Consider the following 16539-nt stretch of genomic DNA (forward strand, 5'->3'; position numbering starts at 1 on the left):
GCCCCTTTTACGGGGCTTCTTTATTTAATGCTCAACATTTGTGATACTCTTTTTTCCAAATTTGTAAATCACGGGAATTATCGTAACCACGACAAGGCCGATGATGATCAATTCGATATGGTCTTTTAAATCAATCTGGAAATTTTTAAGCAAATATTTATAAAGGTAGTTCCCTGCAAATATTAACAGGAACGACCAAAGAAATGAGCTGACAACGTTGTAAAACATGAACTTCTTTTTATTCATGTTTACAATTCCCGCCACGATAGGGGCAAATGTCCTGAAAATCGGCAGGAATCTTGAAAGGATTATCGCCCTGCCGCCGTGCCGCTCAAAAAAGTCTTTTGATTGGATCAGGTACTTCTTTTTAAATAAAAAAGTGTCTTTCCGGGTGTATAGGAAATGGCCGCTTTTCGATCCAAACCAATACCCAACGATATTTCCCAATATCCCCGCTATACCTACCAAAACAGACAAAACCAGAACATTCAGGAAACTGCTTTCGATCACAAAAATATTTTCGACAAGCTCCCGATTGTATATCCCAGCTAAAAAGAGAAGGCTGTCACCCGGGAGAAAAAACCCGGCAAACAAACCAGTTTCAGCAAATACGATGAATAAAACAATGAATAACCCCACTTTTATCCCGTTGATATCAAAATGAATGTAATACAACGGATCCAGTAAATTCTTCCAGTCAAAATTGGTCATTCTTTGCAGTTTTAGTGGTAAAAAAATTGAGCGTGAAATTACGGATAATTTGCCGTACGCGCAATCTAATGCGCTCTTTTTTGGTTTAATTAACGATTAAGGATTGGACAAAAGCATCACAATCGCCATGACGATCATAATGGTGTTCTCTATAATGGTAGCTTTGGTCATTGGTAGTTTTAATACGGTACCCAGGCAGGCGCATTGAATCGATTGCCGATCCAGCAATACCTTTGCAACACCGATTGTTGTAATGCCAAGAACGACGATTGTCATAACCAGGGCGATTGGGATCTGGAAGCGCATCAAAAACATCAATCCCAAAGCCGTCTCCAGGAACGGATAGACAACGGCATATCCCGGAACATTTTTTGCAACGGGATCGTACATCCTGAAAGATTCAGGAAATCCTTTCAAATCCAACATCTTAAAAAAACTGAATACGATGTAGAAAAGCCCCATAAAGTCGAGCATGAAACCTGTACCAAAAACTACCTCCCGATTCATTAAAAACGACGCGATGCTAATGTAGCCTAAAATAAGGAACAATGGAAAAAGCCTTTCCCAATCAGATTTATCATTATCGCCTTTCACCACAGTGCGCACTCCTTCCGTTTTTTCTAATATGGTATACTTTTCCGGCAATGATGCCTGCAACTCAGAAAGTAGTATGTGCCGTTGCACGTCAATGGTCGCTTCACCCTTATTAAGATTTACCTCAACCGAAAACACACCGGGAACACTTCCTAATTTTGACTTTACACTAGTGCTGCATCCCTCACAGGTCATCCCTTTGATCCAATACGTGTGGTTCATTTTCGGTCGTATTTACAGCACGAATGTAATTTTTCGTAGGCCTCATCGGTGGATTTCTGCGTTTCAGTATCGTGTCCTACTTTCGCCACTGCCGTTTCGACCGCAGCGATAGAAGTTTTCTCTTCATTCAGGATCAGGCTTAACTTGTGGCTTTCCACATTCCAAACCGCCGATTTTACACCGGCCACACCAAAAGCGGCCTTTTCAATGCGCTTTTTACATTGTTCACAGTTGCCATTCACTTCGATGGTGTACTTTGCGTTTTTGTTTTTATTTTCCTGTGCATTGGCGCTAAAACCAATCATAAAAGCGATTATTAATACAATATTTTTCATGAGATTTATTTTTATTATTTTATTTTAAAACGTAAACCGGCGTATAACATTCTGCCAAACACCGGTGCATAGACAATTGAGGTATCAAAATTTGGACCAAACGGATCGCTGCTGCCCACTATTGCTTTTTCCTGCCTGTAATTGCTCAGGTTCTCGGCACCGGCATAGATCTCGAAAACACGTGAAAAAACTTTAGTAGCCTGAACATTCATTAGCGAGAATGGCGACGAATAATCCGGCAGCTGGTCTTCCCCGGGATTAGTGCATGTAAAGGGCAGGCGCTGTCTTCCCATCCAGTTGTAGGTGTAATCAAATTTCCACTGACTGCCATCAGCCTGCAATTTGGTTTCGTATGCCAGGTTTCCAAAAAATCGATGTTTTGCCTGTAACGGCCGCTCTGCTGACCCTGATAGGTAATCTGTTCGAATATCATAAAACTTATAGGCAGTCCTCGCATGGAGATTTTCAATGATGCCAAAATTAAATTCCACCTGCAAACTGTTCGCTATCGACTTGCTGCCATAGAAAGCGACCTGTTGCGGACTCCTGTATAAGTCTGCCACCGCCTGATTACTGAAATCAGTACGGAAGACGTCAAAACCCGCATCGGCGCTATGCCCAAAAAGAAAGAACTGCTGCGAAAAACTGATACCGTAGTTCCAGGCAATCTCAGGATCTAAACCATAGACCCGCCCACTGGCCTCAACGATATTGAATGTTCTGGAACTCGCAAAAAGTTGCTGATTTTCCGCAAAGATGTTGGCCGCGCGCTTGCCTCTTCCGGCTGAAAACCGCAGCACGCCTTTTTGCCATGGGTTATAACGCACATGCAGCCTGGGCGTAAAAAAAGCCCCCAGACGATTGTGCTTGTCGAAACGCGCTCCGGCAACGAGGCTGAAGTTATCCGTATTGTCATAAGTATACTCGAAAAACGCACCAACCGAATTATCTATACGATCAAAACTCCTATCGATCCCGGGCACCTGAACGTATTCCTCGTATTGATCATAGGCAAAATTCAGTCCTGTTGCGAACTTGTGCATGGTATTGCTGATAATCGAATTGAAAATCAGATTCGAATAATAACTGTTCTGCCTGATGTTGTATTGGTTTAGGCCAAAATAGGATTGCTGATCATGGCTGTTAAAAGCATTCTGGAATCCGATGCTTTGATATGGCATTTCCGGAAATACGTATCCGATCTTGGTCGCCAGATCAAAACGGCGCGTATTGATTTCAGAACCCCAGGCGTTTGTAGTACCCCGGTCACTGCCTTTGTCAAACCCAACCTGGCCGGTTTGCTTTTCGTCATCCATAAACCTGGCGCTGATGAAACTCACCCACCCTTTCTGTGCGTTGTTGTATTGCCACCTGTTCATCACATTGATTTGTCTTCCCAGGGGATTATCCATAAATCCGTCATCATTCATGTCATTTTTAGCAATACGTGTGTTCCCATGTACGAAAAGGCTGGACGACCATTTGTCTGAAAGTTTTCGGTTGAAATGGAGGTTGGTTTCAAACCTGCTGTCTGTAGAGCCGTAGACATTCAGGAAAAACGGAATGTCACCCACAGGCTTAATCAGTTCCGTATTGATTTGTCCGGAGATACTTTCGTAACCATTCACCACGGATCCTGCACCTTTGGTAACCTGGATGCTTTCCACCCAGGTGCCGGGCGTAAATGACAGACCATAGGCCTGGGAAGCACCACGGACAGAAGGGATGTTCTCTTCGGTAATCATTAAATACGGACTGGTAAGCCCAAGCATCTTAATTTGCTTCGTCCCGGTCAATGCATCCGGAAAATTGACATCGATGGAGGGATTGGTTTCGAAACTTTCAGCAAGGTTGCAACAGGCGGCCTTAAGCAATTCATTACTTGTCATGGTCACGGTGTTGGCTGTAAGCTTCAAGGACTTTTTGAGACTTTTACGACCGACTTCAATCTTCACTTCCTGCAGGGTGTCCTGGGTTTCCTGCCCGAAAGTGATCATGGGAATCAGCAGCAAAAGCAATATGAGTTGTTTTTGCATAATAAAATTTTAATGTTCTTAATCAATGTTGATCGATCAGGTGAACATCAAAATCAGGCGTAAAGCAGGTAACAGGAATAGAGTTTGAACAGCGGCGGGGAATGCGCGTCGCAATAATAATGGGTAGATTTTTCCTGAGGAATGGACTCAGACTGCGCTTCCGGGAAAGATGGTGATTCATTGTGCAATACAATACGAGTGTCAAGCTGGAACGAAAACACTTTTACAACACCATTGTCAGCGCTGTTTTTGAGTGTCACTTTCTTGTCTTTGCAACATCTCTGATGTTCCTCGGCTATTTTTTTAGCACAGCACGCTTTCTCAACCACCCTTTTCTCCATACTGCAAACTTTGCCGGAATGGAAAATGGAAGAAATGGATGCAACCTTTCCGCCGCAATAATGTACGTTAAAAGCGAGACCGATATTGGTAACCAATATCAGCATGGCTAAAAACACGCTTGTACATTTCTTCGGATTCATGCTGCAAAAGTATCTAAAAATCAAAGGTTCAGGCACAATAAAATGTTATTTTTTAGCAAGCTGCTCCTGATAATAAAATGCGGGAAGGAAAAGTACCACGAATAACGGCTGAATGAGGAAACGCCGCACGTAGAATAACACCAAATTGTTATGGGGACCTGAAAAATAAATCACCAGAAAAAATGAAATTATCAGGATTACGAAAAACAAACCATATAAAACCGCGGAAAACCTTACCAATTCCTTTTGCTTGAATGCAACATAAATCATCGCCAGTGATATGACGGAATTGAAAAAATAACGCATAAACAACCCAGCAGCAAGCTGTAACCCATCAAATTCAGGGAGCGGTTTTGCAGTGAATTCACTTTTAAAAAATGCCAAAAATGGATCATAAAAAAGCTTTTTTTCAAACAGCCTGACTACTGCGAGCGTGCAGACTAACACCACAAAAATGGCCGTTCTCAGCTTATGTTGCAGGATTTTTTTTAGCATATGACGAAAATTTATTAATCCACAACACCCAAAGCCCGAAAACCACGCCATAAATAAAAAGCGGAAAAACAATGTCATGAAGAAAATCCTTGTATTCCGGATACGTACGCATCGCTACGCTGATCAAGCCCACCCGAATTACATTTAACACATGAATCAATAAAACACCTGAAAATATAAAAAGTGTCGTTTTTAAAAACCGGGAACTGAACGCGACGATGAAAGCAACAAATAAAATCATGACACTCACCGCATTGCAGCCTTCGACAATCCTGGCTACGGCATGCCCTTCGACAAACAACTTATAGGATGCTTCGTTGGGATGCGGATAAATCTCGGCATTATGCCCTATCAGCTTAAGGAACCAAACGGTATTTTCAGACACCAATTTTGTCGCTCCATCGGGTTCACATTTAGCGGCATCAAACTGATTCAGATACTCCTGATAAAGAAAAGTGAGCAGTAAATACGACAGCAGAAATTTGCTCAGGAATATTAAAAATGGCTTGTACCGTTGCAGATACGACTTCATAATTTTTTTTAACAAATTTATAAAATTAAAGTTGTGCCGATTAAATACTTTTGTAAAAAACAATCTGATGACTTTTGAAGAACTAAAACCGAAAGTGGCCGATATCCTCCACCACGCCAATGTGCTGCTCGAAGACAAACTGATGCAGGTATGCCATTTGCTTCGGGACAACATAGATTACTATGACTGGGTTGGATTTTACTTCAAAAACGGCGACAAGCCTGAGCTTAAATTAGGCCCCTATGCCGGAGAACCTACGGACCACACCATTATCCCATTTGGAAAAGGCATTTGCGGACAGGTCGCAGTATCCAACCAGAACTTTGTGGTACCGGATGTGACCGCACAGGACAACTATATTGCCTGTTCGATGACGGTTAAATCTGAAATCGTGGTTCCTTTATTCGTAAATGGTGAAAACCTAGGGCAGATTGACATTGACTCTGAAGATATTGACGCTTTTTCGGAAGCTGACGAAAGATTCCTGGAATTTGTAAATCAGGAAGTGGCTAAATTACTGGAGAAGTAATCCCATTACTCCAAATTATCAATTGTTAATTGTCAATTATTAATTGCCCGCCCTTGTATTTCCAAAAATAAGCATTACTTTTGCACCCGTATCCAAAAGATGGACACATACATAATAATCATTTAAAATAATATTAGCATGTACTTAACTAAGGAAGTTAAAGAAGAAATCTTCGCTAAACACGGAGGAACAGCAGCAAACACAGGTTCGTCTGAAGGGCAAATCGCTTTGTTCACATTCAGGATCAACCACCTCACAGGCCACTTGAAAAAAAACCGTCACGATTTTAACACAGAGCGTTCTCTTGTGAAACTCGTAGGTAAAAGAAGAAGCCTTCTGGATTATCTGAAGAAAACAGACATCAACAGATACCGTGAGATTATCAAAGAATTGAATATCAGAAAATAATTCGATAAAAAAGAGGTGCTCACGCGCCTCTTTTTTTTTTCATAAAACAGGCCTTGCCTGATATAGTATACCTTAGGCCGCGGGCTTCGGTAGATAAAAAAGTTTAGTTTTTCATTGGGTTCTTAAACAACTACACAACAACACAACTAAGAACCCATTGTTTAACTTAGAGAATTAAATTTTATGATTCCACAATTATTTGTAGAAAGCATCGATTTAGGTGATGGAAGAAGCATCACAATCGAGACAGGACGTTTGGCCAAACAAGCCGACGGTTCTGTAGTAGTAAGAATTGGAAAAACTGTTATTTTAGGTACAGTTGTTTCCGCAAGAAAGGCAAGTCCTGGCATCGACTTTTTACCGTTAACGGTAGATTACCGCGAGAAATTTGCAGCAGCAGGTCGTTTTCCAGGCGGTTTCTTTAAAAGAGAAGCACGCCCGAGTGACAACGAAGTATTGACAATGAGATTGGTTGACCGTGTATTGCGTCCACTTTTCCCAAGTGATTATCACGCTGAAGTCCAGGTGATGATCCAGTTGATGTCGCATGACGAAGATGTGATGCCCGATGCATTGGCAGGTTTGGCCGCATCAGCAGCGTTGGCTTTGTCTGACATTCCGTTTGAAACCCTGATTTCTGAAGCAAGGGTTGGCCGTATCGATGGACAATTCATCATCAACCCAAGCCGTGCACAATTGGAACTGTCCGATATCGACATGATGATTGGTGCTTCAACCGATTCTATCGCGATGGTAGAAGGAGAAATGAAAGAAATTTCAGAAGCGGACATGGTGGAAGCCATCAAATTCGCCCATGAGCACATCAAAAACCAGATCGCTGCACAAGAGCGTTTGCAGGCCGCTTTTGGTAAAAAAGAAGTGCGTACGTATGATCAGGAAAAATCAGATGAGACGATCCTTGCAAAGGTAAAGGAAGCGGCTTACGACAAAATTTACGCTATCGCGAGCAAAGGTTCTGCAAAACAAGAGCGTTCCGCTGCATTCGAAGCAGTAAAAGAAGAAGTGAAAGCTTTGTTCACGGAAGAAGAGTTGCTTGAAAATGGCGACCTGATTTCTAAGTACTTCAAAGAAGTTAACAAAGAAGCCGTTCGTAACGTAACCTTAGATTTAGGCACGCGTCTTGACGGAAGGAAAACCACAGAAATCCGTCCCATCTGGTGTGAAGTAGATTATCTACCATCAGTTCACGGTTCTGCATTGTTTACACGTGGAGAAACGCAGGCATTGGCAACAGCGACTTTGGGAACTTCGAGAGAGGCTAACCAAATTGATTCGCCATCAGAACAAGGGGAAGAAAAATTCTACTTGCATTATAATTTCCCGCCGTTTTCTACCGGTGAAGCACGTCCGTTGAGAGGTACTTCACGTCGTGAAGTAGGTCACGGAAACCTCGCACAACGTGCCTTGAAAAACATGATCCCAGCTGAGAATCCTTACACAATCAGGGTTGTTTCTGAAGTATTGGAATCAAATGGTTCGTCTTCTATGGCAACCGTTTGTGCCGGAACTTTGGCTTTGATGGATGCAGGTGTTCAGATGATTCGTCCGGTTTCAGGAATTGCCATGGGATTGATTACCGATGGGGATCGTTTCGCAGTATTGTCTGACATCTTAGGTGATGAAGATCACTTAGGCGATATGGACTTTAAAGTAACAGGAACTTCAGAAGGAATCACAGCTTGTCAGATGGACATCAAGATCGACGGATTGAAATACGAAATCATGGAGCAGGCTTTGGCACAAGCCCGTGATGGCCGTTTGCACATCCTTGGAAAACTGATCGAAACCTTAGACACACCTAGAGCAGGTGTAAAAGACCACGCTCCAAAAATCATCATGAGAACCATTCCTGGTGCATTCATCGGTGCGCTGATCGGCCCTGGAGGAAAAGTGATTCAAGAACTTCAAAAAGCAACTGGAACGACTATCGTGATCAACGAAGTTAACGAAGAAGGTGTGGTTGAAATCCTTGGTACAGATCCAGCAGGAATTGCAGCAGTATTGGCGAAAATTGATTCTATCATTTTCAAACCAACCGTTGGCGAATCTTACGAAGTGAAAGTCATCAAATTGCTTGACTTTGGTGCTGTAGTAGAATATACGGAAGCTCCGGGCAACGAAGTGTTGCTTCACGTCTCAGAATTGGATTGGGCACGTACTGAAAACGTTACCGACGTGGTCAATATGGGTGATGTATTCCAGGTGAAATATCTGGGTATCGATCCAAAAACAAGAAAAGAGAAAGTGTCGAGAAAAGCTTTGATGCCAAGACCTCCAAGGGATGAAAATGCACCTAGGGAAGACAGGGGTCCACGTCCTGAAAGACGTGACGACCGCGGTCCAAGAAGGGATGACAGGAGAGACGACAGAAGTCGCGACAACAGAGGCCCACGCCCTGAAAGAAGAGACGAAAACGGCGCTGATAACAGCGAAACGCCTCAAGAATAATTTACAGTTATTAATTCATAAAGAACCCCGAAGCAGTGATGTTTCGGGGTTTTTTGGCTTTAATAGTCGTGGCAAGTTGTTGATTCAATAGCCATTCCGCGATTCGGTAGGCGGCTAAAAATCGTAATCCAATTGTACCGGATTACCCGGCCCAATAAACAACTGGATTTCCTCTTGTGAAGAGACACCATTCTTAACCCTATAAACCCTAACGATATTTGTTTCCCCCGCGGCCGCAAACAGATCCATGGTCTGGTTCAGGACATTTTTGGCGGCAACAGTATGGGCACCGGTATTGTAGTCGGTATCTAGGAATCCGTCATCAACTTTTCCTCCTGATGGAAAAAAGGTACTTACAACCACTTTATCCCCTGGCTGTTGGGGAACAAAATTGTGGAGGCTGACTTTAATCACCGCTTTCCTGGGGACATAAAACGCTTTGCTGAGTACCGTATCACGGCGGCTCAGGTTGAAATTACCATACATGAAAACCCGATCCGGTACCATGTATTTGGTGGTGTCCAAAACCGAGAAATCAGCCTGGAGCCTGAACGTTCCGGGACCGCCGTTACCCAATTCTGTGTCCTTAGCGAAAAACGTCAGGTCATAAAATCCCTGCTCGTCCGTAACCGCCTTTTTGATATTCCTAGTTGAATAAGAATGATCGACATGGGTATTGTAATCAACTTCAATCTTAATGCCTTTGAGTGGCACATTTTCTGCGGTTACAAATACGCCGTTTACCGTGGTACAGTCACTGGTGCAGCCCTTATCAAAATCATCTATCACTTCCTCACAACCTTGGAGGAAGCCTATCCCAAGCAAAACAATAATCAGTTTTTTCATCTGTTCCGGATTTATATGGGGCAAAACCTTGTTTGCCTCCCTTCAAATATAGCGGGTTTAAGTATACGAACATGTTAAAAATCCCGGGATCTATAAGTCTGGACTCACTTTAACAACCGCTACCAAGCTTAAAATGAAACCATTCCGGAAAGTACTGCCTCCACTTGCGCTGCGCCAACAAAATGTATCGCATAAAATCCCAATTCTCGGGCCGCTTCAACATTGTGGATGTTGTCATCGATAAAAATGCTTTCCTCCGCTTTGAGCTGGTACCGGTCCAGCAACAACTCATAAATGCGTTTGTCCGGCTTGATCAGTTTCTCCGTTCCCGATACGACGATGCCGTCAAACACAGCAAAAAACGGAAACCTGCGGTATGCAATGTCAATTGTCTCTGCAGACCAGTTCGTCAGGCCATACAGCGGATAATTTTTTTCCTTGAGCCTATAAAGCAGTGCCACAGTTTCGGGGATTTCGCCTTTCAGCATCACTTCCCACTTTCCATAAAAAAGCGCTATAGATTCGCTGTGCTCCGGGAACCGCCGCTGTAGTTCCGTAGTGGCCTGAGCAAGCGGACGCCCGCGGTCCTGCTCAATATTCCAGGCTTCGGTGCAGATGTTTTTGAGGAAGTATTCCATGTCCTCCGGATTGGTAAAATGGTCTTTGTATAAATGCCTTGGGTTCCAGTCTACTAAAACACCCCCAAAGTCGAAGATGATATTTTTATATTGCATAATTGTTTTGTTGTGATGAATCATTTTTTCGCGTAAGCGATACTTTGCGGATCCGGATTGCAAATGTACTATCGTGTAAACGAACGCAACGCCTTACTTATCGTATTTCTTCCGGTCCAGTGTGAAATTCACTGCAAGGTTCACAAAGCCCGGAACCGGCAGCAAATCCCTATTCGCAAATACAATGTGCGGATTAAATGTCAGCCTGACCTTTTCGTTCCCGAGGCCAAGGACAGGAACCAGCCGTGGTGAGAAAGCTTCAAAATCAGTAAAAGTGACCAGTGCAGCGCCAATGGCCAGAAACTGGAAGTACACCATTCCTTCTGCTTTGGGGCCAACCATAAATCCATGGGTATTGATCCCGATTTCGGTACCGATGCCGTACTGGAACCCGCCGCCATGCCTGCCGCCATATCGCGCCCGATTCACACCCAAGTCTATGAAATGATACGCCTGCTCACCATCCTGCGCCCCAACATAGCTGTACCCTAAACCCAATCGTAGCACTTTGTATCGGTCGTAGTCGCGTCCGGATTGCTGCCCCAGCGCGTTGAGGCAGGAAAAGAGCAAAAATATAAACGTAGTGGTTTTCATATTTGTGGTTTAGATTGGTTTTTAACGGAGGATCGGAAGGAAAATTGTGGGCTGCAGTATTGTGGTGCGCCTATGATATTAAGCGCGAGCGCGGATTTTACCAACGAACCGCTGTTTTTTAAGATTTCGGTTCACAACTGTTCCTATTGTTTAGGTTCGAACTGGCTGATAATAGAGCACAATGGAACCTGAGCCAAATGTTTTCGTCTTTAAAAGCCGATAAACTGTCCGGTCTTTTATTTTGTCAAACAACTGCGGACCCTTTCCCTCTAACATGGGATGAATGCAAATCTGGAACTCATCGACCAGATTAAGGTTGATGAGCTGAATGATGATACTGCGGCTTCCCACTAAGATATCTTTACCCGACTGCTGTTTCAGTGCTACAACTTCTTTTTCAAGGTCCTGGGCAGCCAGTGTCGCACTTTCCCATCCGGTGCTTTGCAGCGTATGCGAAAAGACAATTTTTGGAATGCGGTCTATTGCCTTGGCAAAGTCGTCCATGTACTTTTCACCGGAGGGTTCCTTGATCAGGGTTTGCCAAAACTGCATCAGTTGGTACGTGGTCCTTCCATATAAGATAACGCCCGAATGGTCGATTAGTTCCGTGTAGTGCTGGTGTAAATCTTCATCCGGAATGCCCACCGTATGGTCGCAAATCCCATCGAGCGTCATGTTGATGGCTGCTATTACTTTTCTCATGTTTTGAAATTAGAATCCTGATTGTTAGTTCTACCGTAACAATGACCGGCAACGTCAGGTGGCTTGCTTCGCCTTTTTATGTAACCAATCTGATTTTGTCATTTTAAACCAGTTGTGTGCTGTTCCTTCGTGATCAAATATTTCAACAAGCTTTAAACCCGTCTTTTCCAAAACATTTTTGGAACCTATATTTTCTATATCACAAATGGCATAAATATTTTCCGTGCTCAGATTTTCAAATGCGTAATCAACAAGTGCCATTGTTGTTTCTGTAGCAAATCCCTTTCCCCAAAAGCGTTCTATAAACCGGTAACCCAATTCGTAAAAATTGTGATGATTATTCATGGGTTCCCTAATTAATTTGATACCTGACCAACCGATAAGTTCGTTGGTAGTTTTATCGATGACTGCCCATCTTGCGATTCCGTTTTCAGCATATTGCTGTTGAAGGTTCTGGATTATTTTTTCTATTTCTTTCTTGTCTTTTACAGGCTTATTTCCAACATATTTGTGAACATTTGGGTTACTATCTAATTCAAAAAATTTATCCACATCGGTTGATAAAACCTCTCTTAAGATTAATCGCTCCGTTTCTAATTTAATGTTCATTTTCTAATTTCTATTTGTATCCATGCCGCTCAGGCTCAAAGCCCGCCCTCAAATATACGCAACTTCAAATCAATTTTTAATGGATGAGTCTTCACTACCTTCGCAACATCCCCTTTAACTTTTTCATACATTTCTCCTAAAAAAATCGGGAAGATCCTAAGATATAAAAACGGATTCAGGTTTAACAATTTAAATCAAAAAAACCCGAAACTTACCTGTTTAGAGCTTTTTTATTGAAAAATAGTGCTCGACTGAATGCCGGCTTATTCTTCAAGCGCCTTCTCGTATTGACTCGAATAGCAGTCATAACACTCATCGTTAAGCCGTAATTGGGTGCTGGTAAGTTCGAAAGACTGCTTTCGGGCTTCTGCAAACACCAGCATGGGCTTCTGCCCGCCAAAAATGGAGGTATGCGTTTCTATAGTATATGGAAAGGTACCGGTAAGGGCGCCGTTGGTATATGTTTTTACCGCTGTGGTAGAAATCGCGAGGCTTCGCACGGTTCCTGTCGACGAAGGCGTTTCGGTCCCGCCGTCAATCCCACCCACGGACTGCATCCATATCCAGTTTCCGACCAGGTTTTGAGGAGCTGCACTTCCGTTATCGGAACTGCAGGAGGCGAGGAATCCAAATCCGGCCAGGATAAAAAGGAAAGCGATGCTTGTTTTCATGTTGTTGTGTTTATGTTACAGCTAAGAGATTAATTTTAAAAGTTTGGTTGCGTACAGGCTGCACGCTAAAGTAAACAAAGATCCCATGCAGTCGGCACAATAAAAAACATCAACGCAAATTCGGTCGCCGGTTAAAAATTCCAGCTTCCGGACACCCCAAATTGAATTGACGACGCGCCAAAATTTCGTTCTGCCCTGGAATCGAACAATCCATAAGGTGCATAATGGTAGTTGCAAAGCACGCCAAACCCATGAAACATGACTTTGATGCCCTGCGATACCGCAATGGTGTTCAACGTAGGCCGAAGGTCCATATTGTCATAGACTTCCCCTTCGGGTTTGCTGTAATGCAGGTACTTCCAGCCCATTCCGGAATTGGTTTCGATCTGGAAATGCTGGTTCGGGGACAGGTACCAAAGCCTCGTGTACCGCAAGCCGAGCAGGAACGATGACTTGCTGCCGGTCAAAAGGATTTTTTCACCGTTTGCTTCGTATTCGACCGCGCGGCCTTTGATGATGCCGCCCAGCTCAGCCCCGAAATCGATGAACTGGCGCTTCGCAATTTTCGTCCGCATGTAATAGCCGGTGTTGACCGAGCTTTCGTATTTGTCTGACAATGCGCCCAGCGGAATGCCATAGCTCACTTCGACAATGTTCCGTTTGTACAGGTCGATTTTCGGGAATACAATGGTGTCCTGTGCATTCATCCTGAAGGCAACCAGAAGCAGCAACAATAGTTTATTCATCTCTTAAAAGTTTAAATTTATAATCTGATTTTGACGCGCTTCCGCCTCCAAAAAACAAGAACATGCCTTCGCCCACCTCATGCTTTTGAAAAAGTATCTCATTATTATTGGGAAGGTACACCGTAAATTTGGTCATGTCCTTTTTGATGAACAGCACCGGGAAGGATACCGTTTCATAGCTCGTGTAAAAAACAAACCGGTTGCGCCTACGCTGTCCATAGAACTTCAGGACATGTTGCTTTTTGTCGGTGTCTTCAAAATCAAGGAACAATTCGTTGTCGTTCATCGTGGCCCGGATGGGTTTTGAAAAATCGATGTTCTCGAGCCCGACGAAGTCTTTTACAAAACTCCGGGTATAGATCCGGTTGTTGTAATGGTAGTCGAGCGTGTCCAGTTTGTCGTAGAAGCTGACCGAGAAATGCTCAGGCATCCTTTTAAAATCGCTTTTGTCGATTTGATTCTGGACGCTGCAGGAAATCATGGAGACCAGCAGTGCCAGATACGCCATCCGCCTGACAATCCCGAAAAGGGTTTGGCTGCTTGGCCCACGGTGTTCATAAGTTTCTTTTTTCATGTTGGTTTGATTAATATTACAATACAAACCTAATGTGATAAACGCAAATGCATTTGTGAATTTAAATAATAAAAAGCTATACATTTGTGATTATCACAAATTATGAATCAACAGCAAAAACTATTAAAGGCCATCCGGAAGCAAATTGGAAAGTCAGACTCGATCAACGATGTGGTGGCAACAGTATTGAATATCAGCTATGATGCGGCCCACCGCAGGGTTTCCGGGAAAAGTAAATTTTCAATTGACGAAGCCGTGATGTTATGCCGCCAATTCAGGATTTCGATGGACCATGTATTTGAAGGCGACAACAAGGTTTTGGTCGAAAAGACGAAAGAGATTGCCACATTCGGGGACCTGGAGTTGTATTTTGAGCAATCTTCGGGCTATCTGAAGCAATATATTGGCAAGCCGGGGGCGACGCTGTATTATTCTGCCAAAGATATTCCGCTGTTTTATACCATTGGCGGAACACTGCTGTCGAAGTTTAAGCTGTATGTCTGGATGAACCTGCTTATCGGGAAAGAACAGCAGGAGCCGTTTGAGAAATTTGTGTTGCCCGTATCATTATTGTCCTATAGTTCGCAGTTGAAGACGGTATACGATGCCGTTGCAGTGAGTGAAATCTGGAACGACACCACGATCAATAGCACGCTGCAGCAGATTCTTTATTTCTCAGAATCGGGGCTTTTGTCTATGAAAAATGCATTGGAATTGTATGAGGAAATGCGCCAGCTGATGTCGTCGATTGAGCAAAAATCAGCTGAAAACAATCCCGATTTCCACTTGTATTATAATGAACTCCTGATTCTAAACAACAATGTACTGGTTTCAGAAACGGAAAAAATGTCGCTGTTCATCCCTTACACGATGTTAGGCTATTTCATCACCGAAGACCAGAATACCTGCAAAAATGCCGGCGCATACTTCCTTCACCAGATCAAGAACTCAAAATCGCTCAATTTATCCGGCACCCGCGACCGGAAAATATTCTTTAACAGGGCGTATAAGAAAATCGATTATTACGCGGAGCGTCTTGGGTATGAGATTGATCCATTGTACTAAACTGCTGTTAAATTGCGTATATCAGACACATAAAAAAGAAATTTATCCGTTGTTGTAACTTTTGGCGGATGAAATACGTATAACGAATTGTACACTTAATTAAACAGGAGGATTTTACATGAGACAGCTCAAAATTACAAAGCAGGTAACCAACAGGGAAACTGCTTCATTAGACAAGTACTTACAGGAAATTGGAAAAGTAGACCTCATTACCGCTGACGAAGAGGTAGAATTAGCACAAAAGATCAAGGCCGGAGACCAGAGAGCGTTGGAGAAACTTACTAAAGCAAACCTCCGTTTCGTGGTTTCTGTAGCAAAACAATACCAAAATCAGGGATTAACCCTTCCCGATTTAATTAATGAAGGAAATCTGGGATTGATTAAGGCTGCTCAAAGATTTGATGAAACCCGTGGTTTTAAATTCATTTCTTACGCCGTATGGTGGATCCGTCAATCCATTTTGCAGGCATTGGCTGAACAATCCCGTATCGTTCGTCTGCCGCTGAATAAGATTGGTTCAATCAATAAGATCAATAAAATGTATGCTTTACTGGAACAGTCTAACGAACGTCCGCCTTCTGCTGAAGAAATTGCAAAAGAACTGGACATGACTGTAAATGACGTTAAAGAAAGTATGAAAAACTCTGGACGCCATCTTTCTATGGATGCGCCGCTGGTTGAAGGTGAGGACTCCAACCTTTACGATGTATTGCGTTCAGGCGAATCGCCAAATCCGGACCGCGAATTGATTCACGAATCATTGCGTACTGAAATTGAGCGTTCGTTGGAAACATTGACGCCAAGGGAAGCTGATGTCGTGCGTTTGTACTTCGGATTAGGGGACCAACATCCGATGACTTTAGAGGAAATCGGTGAAACATTTGATCTTACACGGGAGCGTGTACGCCAGATTAAGGAAAAAGCGATCAGGAGGCTGAAACACACTTCACGAAGCAAAATCCTGAAAACCTACCTGGGTTAATTTGATGATTTTTTAACATATTATTTTGTGTTTAATTTTTAATTCGTATTTTGCGAGCCACAAAACACAACAACAATATTTACCGCAACAACAGTCTGATTAACTGTTCGTTTTTTGATTGATGATTGAAACTCCGGCTGATTACCGGAGTTTTTTATTTTTCAAAAAAACACCGGTCTGTTCGCTTTGCTCGGGTTAAGCTC

Annotated in this window: 20 protein-coding genes; 5 read left to right on the plus strand and 15 right to left on the minus strand. The window is 43.1% G+C overall.

Annotation, left to right across the window (positions count from 1 at the left end):
* Window positions 1-24 precede the first annotated feature (24 nt).
* The 7 genes from CFE23_RS09135 to xrtF form a co-directional block, all read right to left on the minus strand.
* On the minus strand, window positions 25-711 hold the full coding sequence (locus tag CFE23_RS09135; protein ID WP_291086973.1) for a VTT domain-containing protein: 687 nt from the start codon (window positions 709-711) through the stop codon (window positions 25-27).
* Window positions 712-807: 96 nt separating this feature from the next.
* On the minus strand, window positions 808-1527 hold the full coding sequence (locus CFE23_RS09140) for a MauE/DoxX family redox-associated membrane protein (protein WP_291086975.1): 720 nt from the start codon (window positions 1525-1527) through the stop codon (window positions 808-810).
* Window positions 1524-1862: a cation transporter gene (locus CFE23_RS09145; RefSeq protein WP_291086977.1), complete on the minus strand. Its 339-nt coding sequence runs from the start codon at window positions 1860-1862 to the stop codon at window positions 1524-1526. Before CFE23_RS09145 ends, CFE23_RS09140 begins: the two co-directional genes overlap by 4 nt.
* Before the next feature lie 14 nt (window positions 1863-1876).
* On the minus strand, window positions 1877-3898 hold the full coding sequence (locus CFE23_RS09150; RefSeq protein ID WP_291086979.1) for a TonB-dependent receptor: 2022 nt from the start codon (window positions 3896-3898) through the stop codon (window positions 1877-1879).
* 53 nt (window positions 3899-3951) lie between these two features.
* The gene (locus CFE23_RS09155; protein ID WP_291086981.1) at window positions 3952-4380 is read right to left on the minus strand and encodes a hypothetical protein; all 429 of its coding nucleotides are present in this window, start codon (window positions 4378-4380) and stop codon (window positions 3952-3954) included.
* 45 nt (window positions 4381-4425) lie between these two features.
* A complete protein-coding gene (locus CFE23_RS09160; protein ID WP_291086983.1) occupies window positions 4426-4875 on the minus strand; it encodes an exosortase F system-associated protein in 450 nt (149 codons plus the stop codon).
* Window positions 4850-5407: an exosortase family protein XrtF gene (gene xrtF, locus CFE23_RS09165; protein ID WP_291086985.1), complete on the minus strand. Its 558-nt coding sequence runs from the start codon at window positions 5405-5407 to the stop codon at window positions 4850-4852. Before xrtF ends, CFE23_RS09160 begins: the two co-directional genes overlap by 26 nt.
* Window positions 5408-5474: 67 nt before the next feature.
* Here xrtF and CFE23_RS09170 point away from each other — a divergent pair, with 67 nt between their 5' ends.
* The 3 genes from CFE23_RS09170 to CFE23_RS09180 all read left to right on the plus strand — a co-directional run bounded on the left by CFE23_RS09170 (window position 5475) and on the right by CFE23_RS09180 (window position 8813).
* Window positions 5475-5936 (plus strand): GAF domain-containing protein, encoded by a 462-nt coding sequence (locus CFE23_RS09170; protein WP_291086987.1) that lies wholly within the window; start codon window positions 5475-5477, stop codon window positions 5934-5936.
* 138 nt (window positions 5937-6074) lie between these two features.
* Window positions 6075-6344, plus strand: a complete 270-nt coding sequence (gene rpsO / locus CFE23_RS09175; protein ID WP_291086989.1) for a 30S ribosomal protein S15 — start codon at window positions 6075-6077, stop codon at window positions 6342-6344.
* A gap of 183 nt (window positions 6345-6527) precedes the next feature.
* On the plus strand, window positions 6528-8813 hold the full coding sequence (locus CFE23_RS09180) for a polyribonucleotide nucleotidyltransferase (protein ID WP_291086991.1): 2286 nt from the start codon (window positions 6528-6530) through the stop codon (window positions 8811-8813).
* A gap of 114 nt (window positions 8814-8927) precedes the next feature.
* On the opposite strand, the gene CFE23_RS09185 is transcribed toward CFE23_RS09180, so the two are convergent.
* From CFE23_RS09185 to CFE23_RS09220, 8 genes are all read right to left on the minus strand, one after another.
* Window positions 8928-9659 carry a hypothetical protein gene (locus CFE23_RS09185; RefSeq protein WP_291086993.1) on the minus strand — a complete coding sequence of 244 codons (732 nt, stop codon included), beginning with the start codon at window positions 9657-9659 and terminating at the stop codon, window positions 8928-8930.
* A gap of 128 nt (window positions 9660-9787) precedes the next feature.
* Entirely contained in the window at window positions 9788-10417 is a 630-nt protein-coding gene (locus tag CFE23_RS09190) for an HAD family phosphatase (RefSeq protein WP_291086995.1), read from the minus strand.
* A gap of 69 nt (window positions 10418-10486) precedes the next feature.
* Window positions 10487-10987, minus strand: coding sequence for a hypothetical protein (locus tag CFE23_RS09195; RefSeq protein ID WP_291086997.1), 501 nt, complete (start codon window positions 10985-10987; stop codon window positions 10487-10489).
* 150 nt (window positions 10988-11137) lie between these two features.
* The gene (locus CFE23_RS09200) at window positions 11138-11689 is read right to left on the minus strand and encodes a dihydrofolate reductase family protein (RefSeq protein WP_291086999.1); all 552 of its coding nucleotides are present in this window, start codon (window positions 11687-11689) and stop codon (window positions 11138-11140) included.
* 54 nt (window positions 11690-11743) lie between these two features.
* Window positions 11744-12298, minus strand: coding sequence for a GNAT family N-acetyltransferase (locus CFE23_RS09205; RefSeq protein ID WP_291087001.1), 555 nt, complete (start codon window positions 12296-12298; stop codon window positions 11744-11746).
* Window positions 12299-12561: 263 nt separating this feature from the next.
* Window positions 12562-12969 carry a hypothetical protein gene (locus CFE23_RS09210; RefSeq protein ID WP_291087003.1) on the minus strand — a complete coding sequence of 136 codons (408 nt, stop codon included), beginning with the start codon at window positions 12967-12969 and terminating at the stop codon, window positions 12562-12564.
* A 131-nt stretch (window positions 12970-13100) separates the two neighbouring features.
* Entirely contained in the window at window positions 13101-13715 is a 615-nt protein-coding gene (locus CFE23_RS09215) for a hypothetical protein (RefSeq protein ID WP_291087005.1), read from the minus strand.
* The gene (locus CFE23_RS09220) at window positions 13708-14289 is read right to left on the minus strand and encodes a hypothetical protein (RefSeq protein ID WP_291087007.1); all 582 of its coding nucleotides are present in this window, start codon (window positions 14287-14289) and stop codon (window positions 13708-13710) included. The genes CFE23_RS09215 and CFE23_RS09220 overlap by 8 nt, the downstream gene beginning before the upstream one ends.
* A 102-nt stretch (window positions 14290-14391) precedes the next feature.
* Here CFE23_RS09220 and CFE23_RS09225 point away from each other — a divergent pair, with 102 nt between their 5' ends.
* Together CFE23_RS09225 and CFE23_RS09230 are read left to right on the plus strand one after the other, a co-directional pair.
* A complete protein-coding gene (locus tag CFE23_RS09225; RefSeq protein ID WP_291087009.1) occupies window positions 14392-15354 on the plus strand; it encodes a hypothetical protein in 963 nt (320 codons plus the stop codon).
* Window positions 15355-15472: 118 nt separating this feature from the next.
* On the plus strand, window positions 15473-16336 hold the full coding sequence (locus CFE23_RS09230) for a sigma-70 family RNA polymerase sigma factor (RefSeq protein WP_026707723.1): 864 nt from the start codon (window positions 15473-15475) through the stop codon (window positions 16334-16336).
* Window positions 16337-16539: the final 203 nt, after the last annotated feature.

Source organism: Flavobacterium sp. BFFFF1 (genome assembly GCF_002256285.1).
Taxonomy (GTDB): domain Bacteria; phylum Bacteroidota; class Bacteroidia; order Flavobacteriales; family Flavobacteriaceae; genus Flavobacterium.